Origin of the sequence: Roseobacter sp. OBYS 0001, from assembly GCF_019654895.1 — a bacterium.
Classification (GTDB): domain Bacteria; phylum Pseudomonadota; class Alphaproteobacteria; order Rhodobacterales; family Rhodobacteraceae; genus Roseobacter; species Roseobacter litoralis.
On record NZ_BPES01000018.1, the window covers coordinates 58,720 to 78,937 of the forward strand.

A 20,218-nucleotide genomic window follows, 5' to 3' on the forward strand; every position below is an offset into this window, starting at 1 on the left:
GGCATCGACCTTAGCCAAAGGGCTAATTTTGGACTTCCCCTTGATCTGCTTTTCCGCCATCACCGCAAGCATCATGAAAACAGCATTCATCACAGGCTCGGCGGGATTTATTGGCTATTCCACTGCGCGTGCTTTTCTCAAAGAAGGCTGGCGGGTGATCGGACTGGATGCGCTGACCGATTACTATGACGTCACACTCAAGATGCGCCGTCACAAAATGCTGGAAGAGATGTCCGATTTTGTTGCCGTTACGGGCCGTCTCGAAACACCGGGGCTGTTGCGTACCCTGTTCGAGGATCACCGGCCTCAGCTTGTGATCCATCTGGCCGCCCAAGCCGGAGTACGCTATTCCATCGACAACCCGGCTTCTTATGTGCAGTCAAACCTCATTGGCACGGCGGAATTGCTGGAGGCGGTGCGCGCGCATCCCCCCGCCCATACGCTGCTGGCCTCGACCTCCTCGGTCTACGGCGCCAATACCGAAATGCCCTATGTAGAGACACATAAAGTCGACACGCAGATGTCATTCTATGCCGCCACCAAAAAGGCGACCGAGGCGATGGCGCACTCCTATGCGCATCTTTACGGGCTACCGATCACCATGTTCCGGTTCTTTACCGTCTACGGCCCCTGGGGGCGTCCCGATATGGCGCACTTCAAATTCACCAAGGCAATCCTGAACGGAGACCCCATCGAGGTTTACAACCACGGCAACCAGCAGCGGGACTTTACCTATATCGACGATCTGGTCGCAGGGATCGTAGCACTTGCCGGGGCCATCCCGGACCCGAAGGCTCCAGTGCCGGGTGACAGCCTCTCGCCGGTCGCCCCCTTTCGCGTGGTCAACATCGGCAATGGCACGCCAGTCAAACTAATGGAGTACATCGCCGCGATCGAAGCCGCCTGCGGGCGCAAGGCCGAAAAGGTGTTTCGGGACGCCCAACCCGGCGACGTACCCGCCACTTGGGCGGATGTCTCCCTGCTGCAAACTCTGACAGGCGCGCGCCCGGCCACAGATGTCCGCTCAGGCCTACAAGATTTCGTCGATTGGTACCGCAGCTACTATAACGCGTGAAAGCGCACGCCACTCAAAAAGCACCAAAGCCCGCCGTTAACGATGGGGCCTCGAGGGCAGCTCAGCGCGCTTTACGATCTGGATAAGGTTGGTCACAGCTACCGTCAATTCCACCGAAGCCAACTTGTCCACACAGACCTGTTTGCAGGGCACCGATTGCTTTTGCCATTCAGCCAGTCCTGCCAGAACGGCTCATCGTTTTCTGCGCTCTACATCGACACGCCGCCTTGGTCGATAGGTCCGTCAAGAAGAGTATCATCATAAAAGTTCTACTTTTGTATATATCCTGCTGCTGTTCCTCTTTGATGACCGCCCCTGCTCCCAAGTTTTTTGAGGACACTAAGCGCGTTGTTCCCGGACTGGGCTTTCTTGATAGTACAGTAAGTTTCGATCCCTTTGATCTTGAGCAACTTACACTGGCGCGTCAGGCTCAGTTTTGTATTGTCTTTGTAGATCATTTTGCGGCGTATTAATGAGCTTACCACCTCTCGGGGCATTTCCGCGCTGTCTCACCTACCTGATGCCTTTCGACCCGGCGACATCTGGCTCGCCAATTCTCGGCGGTACAGTGATTTGAAACAAGCTTTGCTGCCTATTGAAGTCGCGAAGGCCACACCTCGGTTGACTGTTCCTTTAGACCCAAACAAACAGCTGAATGAGCGAAAGGCGCGCATGGCTGATGGGTTGAAACGCCTGGCCTTTGCCTCCAAAGCCTAAGTCATTCCGGATGGTACCATTGAAAACGGCATCCTGAAACTTGACCGTTTAACTGATGACGTTCCTGAAGAGGCAGGTGGGCTAGTTGTGGATCTCGACCGACGTCAACTCGATGTACGGATCACCGATATGCCGCTAGAAGTGGACAACGCCATCGGCTTTACAGATACTTTCACCAATCTCCGTACCGGTGCGCCCTGCAAAGACAGGGTTGGGTTACTCAATGTGCTACTCGCCGAAGGTCTCAATCTTGGCCTGAGAAAAATGGCCGAAACCACCCACACGCATGATTATTTCCAACTCGCGCGCCTGTCGCGTTGGCACATTGAAAGCGATGCCATCAATCGAACGCTGGCCATGGTTATAAAAGCGCAATCTGCATTACCCATGGCCCAGTCTTGGGGCGACAGACGTACGCATCGGCCCGCAACATTTCGTCGATTGGTATCGCGAATACTGTGCGGAATGAGCTCGCGGTTGAGGTAGCAAAGCCTTAACCAACACCCCCAAGGGTGATACCAAAATGCGTCCCAAAAGAGTATATTGCAACCTCAAGGGGAGGGTCCGCGGCCCATTCTCGCTGTGCCTTTCGTGCGTGTTAAACCTGTATCGTTGTTAAAGAGGACCCCGCGTGATGTTGAGACGTTTGTTTTTCTGCGCGACCCTCAGCATGCTGGCGGGCGGGGCCTCAGCTGCGACACTGGCCGCGATCTCTGATACGCGTGCGGCGGTGGCAATGATGGACAAATCTGCGTCTTCGAGCTTGATTGACATTGGATTGTGGGATCTCGCGCCTTTGCTTGTGATCAATGAGGACTTCAGCCGCACGGCCTATCTGTCTCCTTTTGGCGAAAGGAATAGACCTAGGGACTTCTGGACCATCAGCAAGAAATTCGCGCCGGGTTGGGACAAGGGAAAGCAGGTGTTGAGCAAGACAGCGAGCTCAAAAAATCCGACACCCTTGGCCTTGGTGGACCGGGTGCGATGGCTCACGCGTTTTCGGGGCGAGAGGGTCTTCTTATCAGACAGGGGCACAATTGACCGCGCGCGTGGTCGAGGAGCTGCACCGGTAAGTTTCATGGCCGATAATGGAGATAAACCCGGAGGCACGCTGCCCTTCTCGGAACCCGAGCAAACGCCTGATCCTCCGGACGCCACGGCCATCGCTCCCGTGCCCCTGCCCGCAAGCGTCCCATTGATCCTTACAGCCTTTGGTGGGGTTGTTTGGCTGGCGCGACTTAAAAAGAATGCCAAAGCATCCTAAGCCTATTTTGCACCGGATCATCTGACTGAAACGTGGGCCGATTGTCTGCTTTGAGAAACACCACCACGATCAGCGACATTTTGCAGACAGTGCCTGTGACATCAACTTGCCCATGCGAAAACACTTGAATTGAGGGCCGGGGACGCCGTAAAGACCCCTGAACCCGCTATTATGCAGGCGCAGAAAAATCTGTTTTGACCCTTAGGACTTCGTTATGAATGCTTTGAACCTTGCCCCGATCCCTGAACTTTATGTCTCTTACGAGTCTGCGCAGAAGTTGAAAGCAGAGGCTGGCAACCTGATCAGCTGGGATCTCACGCCGCGCCAGATCTGTGATCTGGAGCTGTTGATGAACGGGGGGTTCAATCCGCTCAAGGGGTTCCTCAGCGAAGCGGATTACAATTCCGTCGTCGACACCATGCGCACCACTGATGGCGCGCTTTGGCCGATGCCGATCAATCTGGATGTGGATGAGAAATTCGCCGAAGGGCTGGAGATCGGGCAGGACATCGCCCTGCGCGATCAGGAAGGTGTGATCCTCGCCACCATGACCGTCACCGACCGTTGGGAGCCCAACAAGGCCCATGAGGCGGAAAAAGTCTTTGGTGCGGACGATTCTGCGCATCCGGCGGTGAACTACCTGCATAACCACGCAGGCAAGATCTATCTGGGCGGCCCCGTGACCGGCATCCAGCAGCCTGTGCACTATGATTTCCGTGCGCGTCGTGACACGCCAAATGAACTGCGCGCTTATTTCCGCAAAGTGGGCTGGCGCAAAGTCGTGGCGTTTCAGACCCGCAACCCGCTGCACCGCGCGCATCAGGAACTGACGTTCCGCGCGGCGCGCGAGGCACAAGCCAACCTGCTGATCCATCCCGTCGTGGGCATGACCAAACCCGGGGACGTCGATCACTTCACCCGCGTGCGCTGCTACGAGGCGGTGCTGGACAAATACCCCGCCGCCACGACCTCCATGTCCCTGCTGAACCTTGCCATGCGCATGGCCGGCCCGCGTGAGGCGGTCTGGCACGGTCTGATCCGCAAGAACCACGGCTGCACCCATTTCATCGTGGGCCGCGATCACGCAGGCCCCGGCAAGAACTCCGCCGGTGATGATTTCTATGGCCCCTATGACGCGCAGGACATGTTCCGCGCGCATCAGGAAGAAATGGGCATCGAAATGGTCGATTTCAAACATATGGTCTGGGTGCAGGAACGCGCCCAATACGAGCCGATGGACGAGATCAAGGACAAGGATGACGTGACCATCCTGAACATTTCGGGCACCGAGTTGCGCCGCCGCTTGCAGGAAGGTCTTGAGATCCCCGAATGGTTCTCTTTCCCCGAGGTGGTGACCGAGCTGCGCCGCACGCGGCCCCCCCGCAACCAGCAGGGCTTTACCGTGTTCTTCACCGGGTTTTCCGGCTCGGGCAAATCCACCATCGCCAATGCCTTGATGGTCAAGCTGATGGAAATGGGCGGGCGTCCTGTGACGCTGCTCGATGGCGATATCGTGCGCAAAAACCTGTCCTCGGAACTGGGGTTTAGCAAAGAGCACCGCGATCTGAACATCCGCCGCATCGGCTATGTCGCGAGCGAAATTTCCAAGAATGGCGGCATCGCCATCTGCGCGCCCATCGCACCCTACGCCACCACCCGCCGCGCCGTGCGCGAAGACGTGGAGGCCTTTGGCGCGTTTGTAGAAGTACACGTGGCGACGTCGATCGAGGAATGCGAACGCCGCGACCGCAAGGGGCTGTACAAGCTCGCGCGCGAAGGCAAGATCAAGGAATTCACTGGCATCTCCGATCCCTATGACGTGCCCGAAAACCCCGAACTCAGCGTCGAGACCGAGAATGTGGACGTCGACAACTGCGCCCATCAGGTGTTGTTGAAGCTGGAGAGCATGGGCCTGATTTCGGCCCGTGCATGAAAAGTTTGATGTGAGCAAGCGACCCCGCGTTCCCGTTATGGCAGAAGCGGCCATCCGGAGTGGACAAGCATGCCACTGGTGGGTTGATGAATGGCGCGGGCGCCATCTGAGCTGGTTAGGGGCTGTTGACGTTCACCGGGTCTGGATGATTGTCGCTGCAATCGAGATGAAAGCTTTGAAGCTCTAGTCTGTCTTGCACGAGCGCATTTCTATCCCTCTGTTTTCCTTCAACTTGCCGAAGTAGTTTTCGATCAGGTGCCGCCATTTGTAGGTTTCCTTGTCGAACGTCGCCGGAAATTTCCGATTAGATTTCGGCGGTATGATCGGGATGATGTCGCGTTCCAGCAGGTCATTTCGCAACCAATCTGCATCGAATGCACTATCGGCCAACAAGTGCCCCGCAGACAGATCACGAACCAAGGTATCAGTCTTACGCAAATCGTGAGCCGGTCCGGGCATGAGGCAGAAATCGACGAGGTTGCCGAGTGCGTCTGTCAGAGCCAGTATCTTTGTCGTTATGCCGCCACGAGAGCGTTCGATGGCCTGGCAAAGAGTCCCCCTTTTGCGCCCTGACCCGAGCGGTGTACCTGGAGAGCACCAAAAACTGTGGGGCAAACCGATCACCTGTCCGGAAGCCAAACTTACTGAGGGAAATATCCGGATTTTCTGCAAACAGCTCAAATGACCCGTAGTGAACAGGTAATCCCCCCATTTTCAGAGGGGCGCATCAGTAGAACCTAAGCTGCTTTCAGTTTCTGCATCGGGGTCATCCCGCCGATGCCCATATTTGGCCTTGCGTTGTTGTATGACGAGACCTTGTTCGCCATTGGTTCGAGAACAACGGTCGGGTGACACCCGAAACGGAAAATGGCAATTGATTGGAAAACGGGATGTTGGCATGAGCTGGAAAAACAGAGTGGGAAGTGCAGCAATTGGGCCATGTTGCACAGATCAACTGCAGCTCAGAACGCGCCCTACCGGAGACGGAATTCAGGCGGTGCGTTCAAATCTTGGGCAGCCCAGTCCGGACATCCGGTTGAGAACCCGGACGCCAATCTTGGCTTCTGTTCTCTGATTTTCAAAGTTGCGTGTCTTTAGCTTGGGCCCAATAATTGTTTTCCAGCGCCCCATGAGAGTTTCACCTCGGCTGCGTTGATTGTAGCCAGCGGCTTTCTGCCAGGCTATCCGCCCGCGGGCTGCGATCTCGGCGATATGGCAGTCACGTGCCGTTGGATCTTTGGCCGCATTGGGGCTCAGTATTACGTTTTTGGGAGGTGGGATCGTGACCTCGATCGTCGATCCGAACCGCGCGGCAAGCAAATCAGATGTTGGTTCTCCGTCGTAAGCGCCATCCGCGAGGAACAGATCAACTGGACCGTCGACTTGATCCAAGAGATCTGGCAGCGCCGTCGGATCGCCGATAACATCGGTGGTCAGGTCGGAGCAGACGATCTCCCCGCTGACAAGATCAAGACCGAGGTGCAGCTTGCGCCAAGAGCGCCGTTTGCGCTTTGTTTTATGCTTGTGCTCAAGCCATTCGCCGTCGCCAAAGATTTTCAGACCGGTGCTATCAACAACTAGCTGTATCGGTTTGGCGCTCTTGGCCACAGCTTTGGCTGACAAGTTCAGCCCATTGCCCCGGCGCGACAAAGTGGAGAAATCCGGCACTGCGATCCCAATTCCCAGCAGTCTCGAAACGCTCCGCATCAAGCCTTGGGTCTGGCGCAACGGTTGGTGGAAAACCACTCCCAGCGTCAGGCAAAGCTCAATCGCAAGGTCCGAATAACGTGCTTGTCCGCCCGGCGTCATTCGACGAGGTGCCGCCCACAGGCCGAGCGCCTCTTCACCAATCCAAACCATCAGATCACCGCGCCGCCGCAGGCCCTCGTTGTACTCAGACCAGTTGGTCACCCGATGCTTTTGCTTGGGGATCTTGTCACGATGATCGGCGTTGAACTTGTGCGGCATTTACAGCATCCTCCAGCGAACAGACCGCATCCGATGTCAGTGGGCCGGGGGTCCATGCAACAACGCCGTTTGTTGTCTTGTTCATGATGCTCCATCCTACTCATGAGTTGGAGCCTCCAGCAAACCCGGCGCGGTTCATATCGAACTGTTCTACAACCCAAAGCGCAAGCATACGAACAACGGCATGCTGGCACCCGTTGACTTCGAAGAAAGACAGCTCAAACTGAAAAAGGCAGGTGTCTAAGAAACTAGGGGCACCTCATTGCGAATAGAGGCGGAAGCCTACACTCTCAAAAGCGTTTTTGAGCTTTTCGACACGACCAGACGTGTTGAATGGACCTGTCACGCTTTAGTACTTTACTCAGTTGACTGAGCTGCCACATCAGGTGTAGGAACGAGCCTCAAATAAATTTTTAGTGGGGTAATTTTGAGAATTTCCAACTCTGTCTTCCGTCGTATTAAGCTGCAAATTCTGAGGCAATCGAATCCTCAACAGCCCCGTATTTTTGGTGTTGGATTGTCAAAAACTGCTACGACATCACTGTGTGATGCATTAGAAATTCTAGGCTTCAAGTCTATCCACTATGCTCCGATTTCTCGAATAAAAGGTTCGGCAGTTCACCTAACGTGGCCATGGTGGATCGAAGACTATGAAGCAATGGCAGATTTACCCGTTGCATGTCTTTACAAGGAACTAGGGGCGCGTTTTCCAAATGCAATATTTGTATTGACGGTTCGAAACGAAAGAGAGTGGCTTGTATCAGCACGAAAACACTTCAGTTTACCGGCTTATAATCGTGCGAAACATCAATCCCGTTTTCGCCAAAGCATCGCTCTAGACAAACACATGTATGGCAGTAACGTATTTGAAGAAAGCTGTTACCTTGAAGCATTCAGAACCCACAATGAAGCCGTACGTCGACACTTTGCAAAGCATCCAAAATTTCATGAGTTAGATATTTGTGGGGGTGATGGATGGAATGAATTGTGCAAAATTGTTGATCGCCCGATCCCGGATAGCCCTTTCCCAAGATCTAATGTTAGGGTTCGTGGAAATTAGAGCGTGTCGCGTTTGATCGGTTCGGTATCCTGCGGCTTTGAAGAAGTTGTCGCATTACTCGTCGGTGAACGGGCCGGATGCATGGCTATCCCTGCTTGGTGGTCAGCGACAACGGAACAGAACTGACATCGAATACGATCATGATGATCAGCCCCACCTGAGTGGTCCAGTTTGAATGTTAGTGCATGATTGGCCTGGGTTCCATCGGGACGATGGTTTCCGGAGCGGGTGGGCGATAACCCAGAGCACTGTGGGGTCGTTTGGTGTTGTAGTGTTTCCTCCATTGTTCAATCAGGATTTGCGCTTCCCGCAAGCTGTAGAAGACCTCCCCGTTCAGCAGTTCATCTCTGAGCTTGCGGTTGTAGCTTTCAATGAAGCCGTTCTGCTGGGGCTTTCCAGGCGCGATGTAGTGCCAATCGATGCCTGTATCCTGAACCCACTTGAGGATCGCCATGCTGGTGAACTCAGTGCCGTAACACCTTCGGAATAACGCTGATTGAGAGGCTATGATTGCCTGCGCAGCCGTCAAATAGCGCAGCAGGTGGTCATAGCCGGGTCTCAGGTCCCTACAGTGGTTTTGCACAAACCACACCGCAAAGGAGACCGACTATGACCGAGATGACTATTGCACAAGATACACCTGTTTTGGTTGCCATCGACATTGCCAAAGCGCGGCATGAAGTTTTGATTGCTGTTCCAGATAAGAAACGCCGACGCCGTTTAACCGTCTTGAACAGCCTTGCCGACTTTAACCGCCTCGTCACCGCGTTGAAGGAATACGGACGTCCAGTTCGTGTAGCCTTTGAGGCGACCGGTAATTATCACCGGGTCTTGGCGTACCATCTGGCAACCGCAGGCTTTGAGGTAAAGCTCGTGTCGTCGGTTGCTTTGGCGCGTACGCGGGAAGCACTCAACAACAGCTGGGACAAGAACGATCCCAAGGACGCGCAAGTCATCCTGCATATGATGGAGATCGGGAACGAGCAGTTTTACCATGACCCACTGGTGCAGGGTACGAACGACATTCAAGAGCTGTCCAAAACCCATGATATCATCTCCAAGTCAAAGACCGAGCTTTGGCACCGCGTGCTGACACATTATTTGCCGTTGTACTTTCCCGAAGCTGACCGCTTTCATCGCAGCTCGCGCAGTGATTGGTTCTTTGCATTCCTTGAACGCTATCCATCGCCGCACATTATCACCGCCATGGGCAAGGACGCATTCACCACTGACGCTTGGGATGTTGTGGGGCGCAAGGTCGCGAAAGAGCGTTTGCTTGGAGATATTTACGAGACAGCCAAGTCTTCTGTAGGATTGCCGGCTGCCCCAGATTCTGATGCTATCAGTATGTTCCGCTTGGTTCTTGGAGAAGGTCGCAGTCTCATAGCGCAACGCAATCAAATCGAAGCTCGCGCCGTCGCGCTTCTCAAAGATCTGCCTGATTATCAGTTGCTGACATCAATACCTGGGATCGGCCCGATAAACGCCCTGACCATCCTCGCAGAAGCTGGCGACTTGCGCCGCTTTGGACACCACCGGCAATTTCTGAAGTTCTGCAGTATGGACCTGGCAACCATCCAGTCCGGCACATTCCATGGCCAAACCAAGCTGTCAAAATACGGGAATGCCCGCTTGCGCCGCACCCTGTGGATGGCGGGCCAGGTTGCCATTCTCCAACGTACCAACAGCTTCCGTGACAAGTTCGAGCGCTACATCGCCAAGGACCGACAAAACACCCATTTGCGCCGAAAGGCATATACCGCAATCGCTGCGAAGATGGCCCGTACTGTTCACGGGATCATCAAACATGGCGAACCCTATCGCCCCTTCTTTGAGGGGTGATTGATCACAGAAGGACCTTTCTCTGTAAGGGCCGTGGAGGCAGACAACTGACCTCGTAGATAATGTTCAGGCCTTCTGTGTTAGCGACCCGATGATCTCGTCTTAAGGACGGTGAGAGCCGCAAAAGCGTACTCTGTGTTTGTTATGGGAGAGACTGTCGTTGACCAAAAAGCCGAACTGAGGCATTTTCTGAACGTGTCGAAGCACCTCGATACGACAATGACCTGATGCCAAATCAACCAGTTTTTCCGCGCATAGGACGTTGTCCGACCTGATGTAGGCTGGAACGCCACGCAAGATGAACAGGTCCGTCAACGCATCGATGACCTCTGCCGAGTTCAGCTTCCGTTTCGCCCGGATTGCCAGACATTCCCGGCTGTGTTCATCCAAGATATTGAGCGTCCGGAACGCCTTTCCATCCTCGGTTCGATGATGCACAAAGTCATACGACCAGACATGGTCACGATGCTCAGGTCGCAGCCGAACGCATGAGCCATCGTTGAGCCAGAGCCTCCCTTTCTTAGGTTGTTTCATTGGCACTTTAAGCCCTTCAAGTCGCCACAGACGCTCGACACGCTTGTCGTTCACCAGCCATCCAGCGTCTCTAAGCAGGGCGGCAATCCGACGATACCCGTATCGACCATACTGGCGAGCCAGCTCGATCATGTCGGCAACCAGCTTGTCCTCGGCAGCGCGCCCAACCGGCACCCGCCTTTGTGTGGATCGGTGCTGCCCCGGGACGCGACAAGCACGACGCTCAGAGATATGGAACTGGCTGCGCACATGCTCAATGCAGGCACGACGACGCGAAGGGCTCAGTAGTTTCCCCGTGCAGCCTCAGACAGGATCAGCTTGTCCAGCGTCAGGTCCGATACGGCACGCCGCAACCGGTCATTCTCCTTCTGAAGCCGTTTGAGCTCCTTCAGTTGGTCGGTTCCCATACCGCCATATTGCTTACGCCAGCGATAGAACGTTTGTTCCGTTATCTGAACCTGCCTGATCGCATCGATCCGCGGCATCCCTTGGCCGCACAGCACCTCAACCTGCCGTAGCTTCGTGACAATCTCTTCCGGCTTGTGTCGCTTGATTCCCATCTTTGATCCTCCGTTTCCTAATTATAGGGGCGGACCTCTTCAGTGGGGGAGGATCAGACGAAGGCGCTTAAAGGGGGATTGAGCACTCAGCCGCACTCGACCCCAAGTAGCCCAGAGCGTTAAGGTCTATATCCACCATTTTGGCCAATCGAGTGTTGCTTTGTAGAAAGATATCCTCAATTCGGGATTTAAGAGCAGCACGTTTGCGGTTTTCTGCGCGCTCGTGCCAGCTGCGCGGGACAAGTCTATCTATACGCTGCACCAATTTGAAACGGAGCTGAAAGAGCCATGACGCGGACGGGCTCAGAGGATATTTACGGATGACCCCGTTGGTCAAACGGTAAAACTCCACCGTCAGGGCACCCCATCCCGTGTTTGATTTCCGGGCGGTGTCGGGCTGTTGCAGCGGCAGGTCGGGAAATGTAAAAATCCGCTGTGTAAATACATGCGGTTTTGACTTCATCAGTTCCAGCGGCAGGGCCAATACATTTTCCACACCAAAAACATCGCGGTACATCTGCAACAAACGGTCGTATTCGAAAAAGGACAACCGGCACAGCGGGGCCCAGCCGGGGGGCTCTTTTCCTGTACCGATGAATTGCTCAAAACTGTGCTGCCCGCCGTTACGGACATATTCGCCGTATAGCGAATAAATGATCGAGGTCTGTTCGCGAAAGATCAGCAGAACCTTTGCCCTTGGGAAGGTCTGGTGTAGCCGGTCCGCCACATAGGGCGCATAGTATTTCCCGTGATGCGGGAGCGAGGACAGGGCCTCGTGGCTGATCACGGCAACGGGCGCATCGCTCCGGTCTGCATGTAAGGCCGCATCAAAGGCGGCACGGCTCACCGCGGCATCAAAGCACAGCGGATCAAGTGCGGCAAATTCCGTGACCGCCCGGTGTGACATCGCCCCCCAGGGCGCGCTGAAACCATAATCGGGTCGGCAAAAAAGCTGCTTTTGCAACCATGTGCTGCCACATTTGTGCAGGCCCACGTGAATGAGAATTTGGGGTTCGGCTTGCATGCCCTCACTCTGGTTGAATGTGCCACCTCGTACCGAAGGCGAACGCCCTATGAGGCGCATGCAACCATAATATGAGTTCAGAAATTATTTTTCTATTAATAGGCGATCTCTGGATGTTGTGTTTTCAGGCCATGACGCGACAGCCCCTCCTCCAAACCTGCCGTAAAATCCGGCGCTCTTTTCCGGGATGCGCATCAACCCGCCGATTGTCCCAGCATTTTTATCCCGCCGGGCTATGGTAACGGATTTTCCCATGCTAGAGCCTGCCACGACAGTCCGGTGGCCGGCATTCCCGCATGTGTTCAATCGCTTTGCGTGCGCGGGCGCCTCCGCCTGCCGTCGGCTATGACAGTTCTGACAAGGATCGCACATGAAAATTCTAATCACCGGTGGGGCAGGCTATGTGGGCAGTGCTTGTCTGCGCTATGTGGCTGAACAGGGCCATGACGTCATGGCCTATGACAGTCTGGTCATGGGGCATGAACAGGCAATGGACGGCCATGCCTTTGTGGAAGGCGACATCGCTGATACCGCCCTGCTGACTCAGATGCTCAGGGATTTTGGTGCCGATGCCGTCATGCATTTCGCCGCCGCGACCTATGTGGGCGAAAGCGTCGAAAACCCCGAATATTACTACCGCAACAACGTCAGTGGCACGCTCAGCCTGCTGAACGCGATGCGCGCGGCGGGGGTGAACCGGCTGCTCTTTTCCTCGACCTGCGCGACCTATGGCATGGCCGAGGCGGATACCATGTCCGAGGCCACGCCGCTTGATCCCTTTTCACCTTACGCCCGTACTAAGCTGGCGGTGGAATGGATGATCCGCGATTTCGCCCATGCTTACGGCATGGGGTTCACGCTGCTGCGCTATTTCAACGCGAGCGGGGCGGATGCGGACGGGCGACACGGCGAAGATCATACGCCTGAAAGCCACCTTATTCCGCTGGTTTTGCAGGTGCCTTTAGGGCAGCGCGACAAGATCATGGTTTTTGGTGATGACTATCCGACCCCTGACGGTACTTGTATCCGCGATTATGTGCACACCCGCGATCTGGCCTCGGCGCATATGCTGGCGATTGAGGCCACCGAAGTGGGCACCGATGAGATTTTCAACATCGGCACCGGCAACGGGCAATCGGTCATGCAGATCATCGAGGCCTGTGAACGTGTCACGGGCCAAAAGATCCCGCGCGAGATGGCCGCCCGCCGCCCCGGCGATCCGCCCAAGCTGGTAGCCGACGCCACCAAGCTGCGCACCAAACTGGGCTGGGTGCCGGAATACAGCGATATCGAAGCCAATATCGCCACCGCCTGGGCCTGGCACAGGGCGCATCCTAACGGGTATCGCGGCTGATCCGTCCCCTTGACGGTTTGGAAAGAAAAACGCCCTATCGGTGATGTGATGATGAACTGGAGCACGGATAAAGCGCCTGTCGTGGTGACGGTGCCGGAGCGGGCGGGCCTGCTGGAGGATTTGCGCGCGCGGTTTGAAGCGCAGGCGGGGTTTTCCGTGGCGACGCTGAACCTTGATCATGTGGTCAAGCTGGGGCGCGATCCGCTGTTTCAGGCGGCTTATGCGCGCCACACCCATGTGACCGCTGATGGCAATCCGATCGTGTGGCTCTGTCGGCTTGCCGGGCAGCGCGACGTGGCGCTGATCCCGGGGTCTGAGCTGATCGACCCTGTGGTGGCTCTGGCTGTGGAAACAGGCACTAAAGTGGCACTTTTCGGGGCAACTGATGCGTCCCTGACCGAGGCCGCTGAGGCGCTGGAGGCAAAACATCCGGGTCTGCGTGTCGTGTTGCGGCTGGCCCCGCCCATGGGGTTTGACCCTGACGGGCCGGGCGCAGATGAGGCGATCAGGGCGATTGGTGAAAGTGGCGCAGGGCTGGTGTTTCTGGCGCTTGGCGCGCCGAAACAGGAACGCTTTGCCGCGCGCGCGCAAGAAGCGCTGCCGCAGGCCGGGTTTCTCTCCATCGGCGCCGGGCTTGATTTTATCTCAGGCGCGCAAAAACGGGCACCGAAATGGGTGCGCGCAATTGCAGGGGAATGGATCTGGCGCATGCTGTCCGACCCCCGCCGCCTCGCCGCCCGCTACGGCGCGTGTATTCTCGCGATGCCGGGCCTGACACTGCGCGCAATCATGCTGGGACGCAGGCCATGAGTGTTGCTGTCATCATTGTAAACTACGCGACTGCCGAGTTGACACTTGAAGCAGTTGAAAGCGTTATCTCACGCGATCATGGTGGTCGCCATGTCGAAATCCATGTGGTTGATAATGCTTCACCGGAGAATGACGCGGTGGTGCTGGCCAAAGCCATTGAGGCGCGAGGATGGCAGGATCACGTCACCCTATATCCAGAGACAGAAAACCACGGCTTTGGGCGCGGTTGCAATGTGGTCCTGCACCACCTGACAGAGCAGGAGACTGCACCGGAGTTTGTGCTACTGCTCAACCCCGATGCCCAGCTTCAGAACGAGGCAATCGATTTGCTGGCGCAAGACCTCGAGGCGCATCCGGAGGCTGCCGCGACAGGGTCCGGTATTTCATTACCTTCCGGAGGTCCTGTCAGCGCGGCATTCCATTTCCCCACACCGCGTAGTGAAGTTGCAAAAGCCATGCACTTTGGGCCTGCCTTGCGCCTTTTGCGGACACGTATCGAGGCGCTACCGCCCGAGACCCCCGCGGGCGAGGTCGATTGGGTTGCGGGGGCCGCCGTGCTCTTTCGCTTTGCGCCGCTGAAGGCGGTGGGTTTCTTCGACCCGGTCTTTTTCCTCTATTACGAAGAAGTGGACCTTATGCGGCGACTTACAGTTGCGGGTCATAAGGTCCGTTACTGCCCGCAAGCGCGAGTGCTGCACCACGAAGGGGCCGCCACAGGCGTGCGAAGCGGGGCTGCGGAGCGCCGCCGCCGTCCTTCCTATCTCTACCGGTCCTGGCGGCATTATTTTTCAAAATCGCTGGGGCGGCGGCGGACACTGGCCATGGCGCTGGCTATGTTGGGGTCGGCGGGGGTCGGGCGGATTATCGGCGTGTTGCGCCGCAAACCCTCGCCCCTGCCGCTTTCATTTTTCCGCGATCAGATGCAGATGGTGATCGGACCTCTCTCAGGCCTCAGACGCGATCTGGTTTATGACGCAGAGATGGCGCGCTTTGTGCCGCGGCGCGTTTTCACCGAGGCTGAACGCGGTTATATTAACACAAACCCCTCCGAGATCGGGTTTCTAGCACTGGTCGCTGAGGATTTTCGTACACATGAGAGTGATTTTTTTTCGCAAGGATTCTGGGCGCTTTTCTGGCACCGCTTCGGCAACCTGCGGATGTCGGTGCGACACAAGCTCGTCCGAGCACCACTGACACTGATCTACCGCATCACGTACAAGCTCAGCCAGTGGATGGGTGGAATAGATCTGCCTTTTGCGGTCATCGTCGGACGGCGCGTGAAGCTGGAACATTTCGGCGGGATGATCCTTGTCGCCGAACGGATTGGGGATGATGTCATCATCCGACAAAATACTACCATTGGCATCGCCTCAGTAGCTGACTTACAGGGTCGCCCCTCGATTGGGAACGGAGTCGATATCGGTGCCGGTGCCGTGATTATTGGGAGAATTCATGTCGGTGAGAACGCGGTAATTGGGGCGAATGCTGTCGTTTGCCGGGACGTTGCAAAGGGCAGCACCGTCGGCGGCGTTCCCGCGCGGCCCCTGCGTGTGAAGCCACGCAAAAGCCGCAAGTAAGTAGCTAAAGCAATCAGAATCTGACGTACCACCGGAGAGGCGCCGAGGTAACCGACGAAGTACATTGTAATGTGTCGCCGCTAATATTAGGGAGTTTTCAAAGGCCTTTTTTGGGGAAGTTAGTGCTGCCACTCATAGTGCTGCCCCCCCGTTTGCGGGTCTCACGAAATAAGCAGTTGTATCGCATCCCAGTGAAGCCAGACAGCACCAGCGGAGATCGTGAAGCCGAGCCCCATCAATCCCAGTTCACCAAGCGGGTCCCAGTTTTGATAGCGACGCAGGAACACCACAAGAAGAGGGTATGTAAGAAGTGGTGCCACTCCAATAGCCAGCGCTGCACCCGCAACCCCAAAGGACTGGACCGCACCATAGATTAGGGCCAGTTGGCATGTGGCGGTAGCTACATTCATAATCATGAACCGTAGGCTGTCTCCCTTGCTCAGCGCGGCATTCATCGCCCCATTCAGTACGATTAGCGGGACACTTGCTATGCTGAGTAAAACGCTGATTGGCCCAGCGAGCACATAACGATCATCATATAGGACTTCAATCAACCAGGGGGCACAATATGCCAGGCTGCAACTTAGGGCCAGCGCAGCTGCTGCGATCAGCCGACGGGTCCGAAAAATCTTGAGTTGGTTACTGGGATGCGTTGCTGGATGGCGTAGTCGGTATAGTGGGAATACCACAGAGCTGGCGATAGCTGCCGCCAACGTTAACGGCAGCGTGCTCAGTGCAAAAGCGATCCCGTAAATGCCCAAAAGGTCGATAGGAACGAAAAGGCCCAACACTGCCCTGTCACTTTGCGTGATCACATAACTAGCAACTGTACTTAGAAACAGATATTTACCGAGTTGCATAACCTCCCGCAGGGCCTGCTTTTCCAATCGCAACCTGTTTCTATGCCCTGGGAAAAAACGCGCATAGACCACGAACCTAATTAACTGTGAGGTAACGCTACCAATCACCAAGGCCCAAACTGATCTGAAGAAAAAAGCCATAACGCATAAAAGAACTACACCAAGGACCTGACTGATCAGGGTCAACATGCTGTACTTCCCCAATTGCAGATTGCGTTGCGCACTTAATATTTTTGTTGGAAAGGCGCCTGCTATAACAAGTGAGACAGCGGCGACAGGTAGCATTTGTACCAGCAAAGGCTGATCGTAGAAGTTGGCAAATGTCGGGGCGAGCGCGCAGACTACCAGCCAAAGTAAGATACCTCGGATCAGTTGAAGGGTCCAAGCGGTGTTCAAAAAATCAGGATCCTCACCGCGAGGGCTCTGCATGACAGAGGCTCTCAGACCAAAGGTTGAGAACATCTCGAGCCCGATAATGATAACATGAATCAGCGCAATTAGTCCGAAAGCCTCTGGAAACAGCAGGCGCGTAAGCACTAGATTGGAAGCAAACCGGACAATATGCCCGCCACCCATCAACAGTACCGTAGACAAGGTACCGCGCAAGGCACGTGCCCCAAGCCCATCGCGCATCAGCCGTGACTTCACCCAACTGATCACATGACCACCTTTTGTCTTTGCTTCACTGTTTTGCTATATACTCACGGTACGTTAACCACCAGTTCCCATAAATCTTGAAAAGTGTACTAAAACCGTGTTGCCGCCCATTATAGCCATTCTAAGCTGGCCCGTGATCACGATTGCTCTGTTCAAGAGCCTACCGCTTAAGTCAGCCTTGCTGGCGGGTTTGCTGTGGGGCTACCTCTTACTGCCTGAGCGTTTTAGCATCGACTTTCCACTGGTGCCACCAGTGGACAAACGCTCTATCACGGTATTTGCGATCTTGATGTGCCTCATCCTGTTCAGAGAAAATACACGGCAACGAGGCCGCCAACCGGAAACAGGGTCGTTTAGAGAGACAAACAGGGCATTCAGGTTTGTACTTTTCGGTCTCATCGGGCTATTATTCCTCAGCCAAGTCATGACTGTGCTTGATAATCGCGCGCCCTTGATTATCGGGCCGCTCATGATCACAGGGCTCGGTGTGCGGGATATTATAAGCAGCATCGTCAAGAATATTGTCCTGATCGTACCTTTCTTTCTGGCATATCGTTTCTTTAGAACGCCGGAAGATCATCGTTTCATCCTGAATTCTCTGGTCTTGGCAGGGTTGATCTATGCATTCTTTATTTTGATTGAGGCACGGCTCAGCCCACAATTGAATAACTGGGTATACGGATATCATCAGCATTCCTTTGCCCAACACATCCGGGGAGGCAGTTTCCGTGCCAAAGTTTTCCTTCAACACGGGCTTTCGGTAGGTTTGTTCATCCTGACGACAGTGCTAGCCGCAGCGGCCATGTCGCGCAACTCTGCCTATCCGGCGCCAGGGAAATGGCTGATAGCGTGTATTTTTCTACTGGCGATTCTTGCTCTAAGCCGCAATTTGGGGGCTCTGGGCCTTGCACTCATGTTTTTGCCACTCGTTTTTCTGCGCATCGGACTGCAGGTGCGTATTGCTGCTTTGATCGCCATTGTGTTTGTCAGCTATCCCGCGGCTCGACAGGCAAACCTCATCCCTCTTGATCAGATTTCGGAGTTTACAACAGGAATATCAGAGGACCGCGCTGGTTCTTTCATGTTTCGTTTGCATCACGAGGACAAGCTGATGGAGCGCGCCTCAGAGAAACCATTGTTTGGGTGGGGTAGTTGGGGTAGGAACCGCATATATGACGAGCAAGGGCGAGATATCTCAGTCACCGATGGTTTGTGGATCATCGTTTTGGGGCAGTCTGGATGGATTGGGTATGTATCATTTTTTGGCATATTGATCTTGCCGGTGGTCATGCTGTGGCGGAGTGCGAGAAAACGGGACATTCCGCCTGAAACTGCGGGAATTGCTCTGATTACGGCTGCTAACCTCATCTATCTTGTGCCGAACTCCGCGCTCAGCCCTTTGGGATGGTTTCTGAGCGGTGCGTTGGCTGGATTTCTGCAATACCGTTTCATAGCCTTGGCAGATAACGATGATGTCTCGTCTAAGAATACAAAGCTTCCAGCTTCTTCGACTTATACGCGCTTTCCACCTCGGCCAGTCCGGACCTAGCCTGACAAGAACTGAGGCACCCCTAGTTTTCTGTAAGCGTTGCGTTGTCCCCACGTGGGAGCTCCAACCGATGATTGCTTTTGCGTCAGCCTGTGGCGGTAGACGAGATCAGTTTCACCCTCGCCTTTGCCGGAGGCTGATTTGTCTGAGTTACGCGGCCATGTCTGATCTTTCCAGAGCTGCGTAGAAGTTTGCCTCTGCTTCGGCTGGCGGGATATTCCCGATAGGTTCCAGCAGGCGGCGATTGTTGAACCAGTCGACCCATTCTAGTGTGGCGTATTCGACGGCCTCAAAGCCTCGCCATGGCCCGCGCCCTCGCAAAACACTGGGTTGGCAAACACCGGCAGAAGCTCTCGACCGGCTGCTCAAAAAGGATATGATCGAAGGTGTTGCGACGACCGGTTGAATCCGCCTTGCGATCCGCGATCCGAGTGGTGCACCAGTTGATCTTGTTCTGGCCTGCGTTGATGAATGGCCTGTTCCAAAGCATCCAGAACAAAGCCTGCATTGGCTGTACGGCTTGCGCGCCAGCCAACGATCCTGCGTGCAAAGACGTCGATGACAAAGGCTACGTAGACGAACCCCTGCCACGTTGCAACATACGTAAAATCACTTACCCATAGAACGTTGGGTGCGGGCGCACGGAACTGTCGGTTCACGCGATCCAATGGGCAGGGCAGCGCTTTGTCAGGTACGGTTGTTCTTGGCTTCTTGCCGCGAATGACGCCTTCGATGCCAATATCCTTCATCAGTCTGGCAACGGTGCAGCGCGCAATGTCAAAGCCTTCTCTGCGCATCTGGTGCCAAACTTTACGCACGCCATAGACCTTCAGGTTCTCCTCAAAGACCCGTCTTATCTCAGGCTTCAGTTCTTCGTCACGTTTTGCGCGATCCGACAGACGCGAAGGATCAGCCTGCTTGGCCAAATGATCATGAGACACGTGGCTGGGGCAATCGGCAGGACCCTGCAAATCGGCTCGACCCCATGATCCGCGCGGTGATCGTTGATAAAGCGGATCATTTCTTGAATGGGCGTTCGAGCTCCGTCCCGCTGCCCGGCAGCGCATGTTTACATGCGCGAGAGGGGGGCAAAATATGCGGACGCTTTGCGAAGGATCTCGTTGGCTTGCTTCAGCTCACGGTTCTCGCGTTCCAGCACCTTCATCTTCTCGGCTTGCTCAGTTGTGACCACGCCGCGCTGGCCGGTATCGACCTCTACCTTCTTCACCCATTCGTTCAGTGTTTGCGGCGCACAGCCTATCTTCGCCGAAATCGACACAATCGCAGCCCACCGGCTCTCATGCTGCCCTTCGCCATTCAAAACCATCCGCACCGCACGTTCGCGGACTTCTGGCGTATACTTGTTTGTTGTCTTGTCCATGATGCTCCATCCTACTCATGAGTTGGAGCCTCCAGCAAACCCGGCGCGGTTCA

General features: G+C 55.2%; 13 protein-coding genes, 4 pseudogenes and 1 other annotated feature. Of the genes and pseudogenes, 10 read left to right on the top strand and 7 right to left on the bottom strand.

From position 1 onward, the window contains the following. The first annotated feature begins 73 nt into the window (after nucleotides 1-73). The 4 genes and pseudogenes from K5Q35_RS21360 to K5Q35_RS21375 all read left to right on the top strand — a co-directional run bounded on the left by K5Q35_RS21360 (nucleotide 74) and on the right by K5Q35_RS21375 (nucleotide 4,989). Nucleotides 74-1,075, top strand: a complete 1,002-nt coding sequence (locus K5Q35_RS21360) for an NAD-dependent epimerase/dehydratase family protein (protein ID WP_220801286.1) — start codon at nucleotides 74-76, stop codon at nucleotides 1,073-1,075. Nucleotides 1,076-1,570: 495 nt separating this feature from the next. Next, nucleotides 1,571-2,209, top strand: a pseudogene (locus K5Q35_RS21365) (Tn3 family transposase); the annotation flags it as partial. A gap of 217 nt (nucleotides 2,210-2,426) precedes the next feature. Then, the gene (locus K5Q35_RS21370) at nucleotides 2,427-3,056 is read left to right on the top strand and encodes a hypothetical protein (protein ID WP_220801287.1); all 630 of its coding nucleotides are present in this window, start codon (nucleotides 2,427-2,429) and stop codon (nucleotides 3,054-3,056) included. 214 nt (nucleotides 3,057-3,270) lie between these two features. Continuing rightward, nucleotides 3,271-4,989 carry a bifunctional sulfate adenylyltransferase/adenylylsulfate kinase gene (locus K5Q35_RS21375; RefSeq protein ID WP_220801288.1) on the top strand — a complete coding sequence of 573 codons (1,719 nt, stop codon included), beginning with the start codon at nucleotides 3,271-3,273 and terminating at the stop codon, nucleotides 4,987-4,989. Between the two features lie 183 nt (nucleotides 4,990-5,172). On the opposite strand, the gene K5Q35_RS21380 is transcribed toward K5Q35_RS21375, so the two are convergent. Both K5Q35_RS21380 and K5Q35_RS21385 read right to left on the bottom strand, forming a co-directional pair. Beyond that, nucleotides 5,173-5,604 carry a transposase gene (locus K5Q35_RS21380; RefSeq protein WP_220801289.1) on the bottom strand — a complete coding sequence of 144 codons (432 nt, stop codon included), beginning with the start codon at nucleotides 5,602-5,604 and terminating at the stop codon, nucleotides 5,173-5,175. Between the two features lie 375 nt (nucleotides 5,605-5,979). Further along, on the bottom strand, nucleotides 5,980-6,957 hold the full coding sequence (locus K5Q35_RS21385) for an IS5 family transposase (protein WP_220801290.1): 978 nt from the start codon (nucleotides 6,955-6,957) through the stop codon (nucleotides 5,980-5,982). A 427-nt stretch (nucleotides 6,958-7,384) separates the two neighbouring features. Here K5Q35_RS21385 and K5Q35_RS21390 point away from each other — a divergent pair, with 427 nt between their 5' ends. After that, the gene (locus K5Q35_RS21390; protein WP_220801291.1) at nucleotides 7,385-8,017 is read left to right on the top strand and encodes a sulfotransferase family protein; all 633 of its coding nucleotides are present in this window, start codon (nucleotides 7,385-7,387) and stop codon (nucleotides 8,015-8,017) included. A gap of 178 nt (nucleotides 8,018-8,195) precedes the next feature. Here the strand turns inward: K5Q35_RS21390 and K5Q35_RS21395 are convergent. After that, nucleotides 8,196-8,489: pseudogene (locus K5Q35_RS21395) on the bottom strand (integrase core domain-containing protein); the annotation flags it as partial. A 137-nt stretch (nucleotides 8,490-8,626) separates the two neighbouring features. On the opposite strand from K5Q35_RS21395, the gene K5Q35_RS21400 reads away from it, so the two are divergent. Further along, nucleotides 8,627-9,859, top strand: a complete 1,233-nt coding sequence (locus K5Q35_RS21400; protein WP_220801292.1) for an IS110 family transposase — start codon at nucleotides 8,627-8,629, stop codon at nucleotides 9,857-9,859. Between the two features lie 261 nt (nucleotides 9,860-10,120). Here the strand turns inward: K5Q35_RS21400 and K5Q35_RS21405 are convergent. Together K5Q35_RS21405 and K5Q35_RS22805 are read right to left on the bottom strand one after the other, a co-directional pair. After that, nucleotides 10,121-10,953 (bottom strand): annotated as a pseudogene (locus K5Q35_RS21405) (IS3 family transposase); the annotation flags it as partial. Nucleotides 10,954-11,020: 67 nt separating this feature from the next. Beyond that, on the bottom strand, nucleotides 11,021-11,977 hold the full coding sequence (locus K5Q35_RS22805) for a hypothetical protein (protein ID WP_259650627.1): 957 nt from the start codon (nucleotides 11,975-11,977) through the stop codon (nucleotides 11,021-11,023). Between the two features lie 370 nt (nucleotides 11,978-12,347). Here K5Q35_RS22805 and galE point away from each other — a divergent pair, with 370 nt between their 5' ends. Genes galE through K5Q35_RS21425 form a run of 3 tightly spaced genes read left to right on the top strand, consistent with a single transcriptional unit; the run spans nucleotide 12,348 to nucleotide 15,718 of the window. Next, a complete protein-coding gene (gene galE, locus K5Q35_RS21415; protein ID WP_220801293.1) occupies nucleotides 12,348-13,331 on the top strand; it encodes a UDP-glucose 4-epimerase GalE in 984 nt (327 codons plus the stop codon). Nucleotides 13,332-13,379: 48 nt separating this feature from the next. Further along, a complete protein-coding gene (locus tag K5Q35_RS21420; protein WP_220801294.1) occupies nucleotides 13,380-14,141 on the top strand; it encodes a WecB/TagA/CpsF family glycosyltransferase in 762 nt (253 codons plus the stop codon). Then, nucleotides 14,138-15,718 carry a glycosyltransferase gene (locus K5Q35_RS21425; protein ID WP_220801295.1) on the top strand — a complete coding sequence of 527 codons (1,581 nt, stop codon included), beginning with the start codon at nucleotides 14,138-14,140 and terminating at the stop codon, nucleotides 15,716-15,718. Before K5Q35_RS21420 ends, K5Q35_RS21425 begins: the two co-directional genes overlap by 4 nt. A gap of 161 nt (nucleotides 15,719-15,879) precedes the next feature. Here the strand turns inward: K5Q35_RS21425 and K5Q35_RS21430 are convergent, their stop codons facing one another. After that, a complete protein-coding gene (locus tag K5Q35_RS21430) occupies nucleotides 15,880-17,238 on the bottom strand; it encodes an oligosaccharide flippase family protein (protein ID WP_220801296.1) in 1,359 nt (452 codons plus the stop codon). A gap of 130 nt (nucleotides 17,239-17,368) precedes the next feature. Between K5Q35_RS21430 and K5Q35_RS21435 the strand changes: the two genes are divergently transcribed. Then, a complete protein-coding gene (locus K5Q35_RS21435) occupies nucleotides 17,369-18,784 on the top strand; it encodes an O-antigen ligase (protein ID WP_220801297.1) in 1,416 nt (471 codons plus the stop codon). 150 nt (nucleotides 18,785-18,934) lie between these two features. Here the strand turns inward: K5Q35_RS21435 and K5Q35_RS21440 are convergent. Beyond that, nucleotides 18,935-20,165 (bottom strand): annotated as a pseudogene (locus tag K5Q35_RS21440) (IS3 family transposase). Further along, nucleotides 19,731-19,837, bottom strand: a sequence feature (AL1L pseudoknot). It overlaps the preceding pseudogene by 107 nt. Nucleotides 20,166-20,218: the final 53 nt, after the last annotated feature.

What these genes read in the sequence shown, in the direction of transcription:
- K5Q35_RS21385 (WP_220801290.1), bottom strand. Translation starts at nt 6,957, where the DNA reads ATGCCGCACAAGTTCAACGCCGATCATCGTGACAAGATCCCCAAGCAA.
- K5Q35_RS21400 (WP_220801292.1), top strand. Translation starts at nt 8,627, where the DNA reads ATGACCGAGATGACTATTGCACAAGATACACCTGTTTTGGTTGCCATC.
- K5Q35_RS21375 (WP_220801288.1), top strand. Translation starts at nt 3,271, where the DNA reads ATGAATGCTTTGAACCTTGCCCCGATCCCTGAACTTTATGTCTCTTAC.
- K5Q35_RS21360 (WP_220801286.1), top strand. Translation starts at nt 74, where the DNA reads ATGAAAACAGCATTCATCACAGGCTCGGCGGGATTTATTGGCTATTCC.
- K5Q35_RS22805 (WP_259650627.1), bottom strand. Translation starts at nt 11,977, where the DNA reads ATGCAAGCCGAACCCCAAATTCTCATTCACGTGGGCCTGCACAAATGT.
- K5Q35_RS21420 (WP_220801294.1), top strand. Translation starts at nt 13,380, where the DNA reads ATGATGAACTGGAGCACGGATAAAGCGCCTGTCGTGGTGACGGTGCCG.
- K5Q35_RS21425 (WP_220801295.1), top strand. Translation starts at nt 14,138, where the DNA reads ATGAGTGTTGCTGTCATCATTGTAAACTACGCGACTGCCGAGTTGACA.
- K5Q35_RS21370 (WP_220801287.1), top strand. Translation starts at nt 2,427, where the DNA reads ATGTTGAGACGTTTGTTTTTCTGCGCGACCCTCAGCATGCTGGCGGGC.
- galE (WP_220801293.1), top strand. Translation starts at nt 12,348, where the DNA reads ATGAAAATTCTAATCACCGGTGGGGCAGGCTATGTGGGCAGTGCTTGT.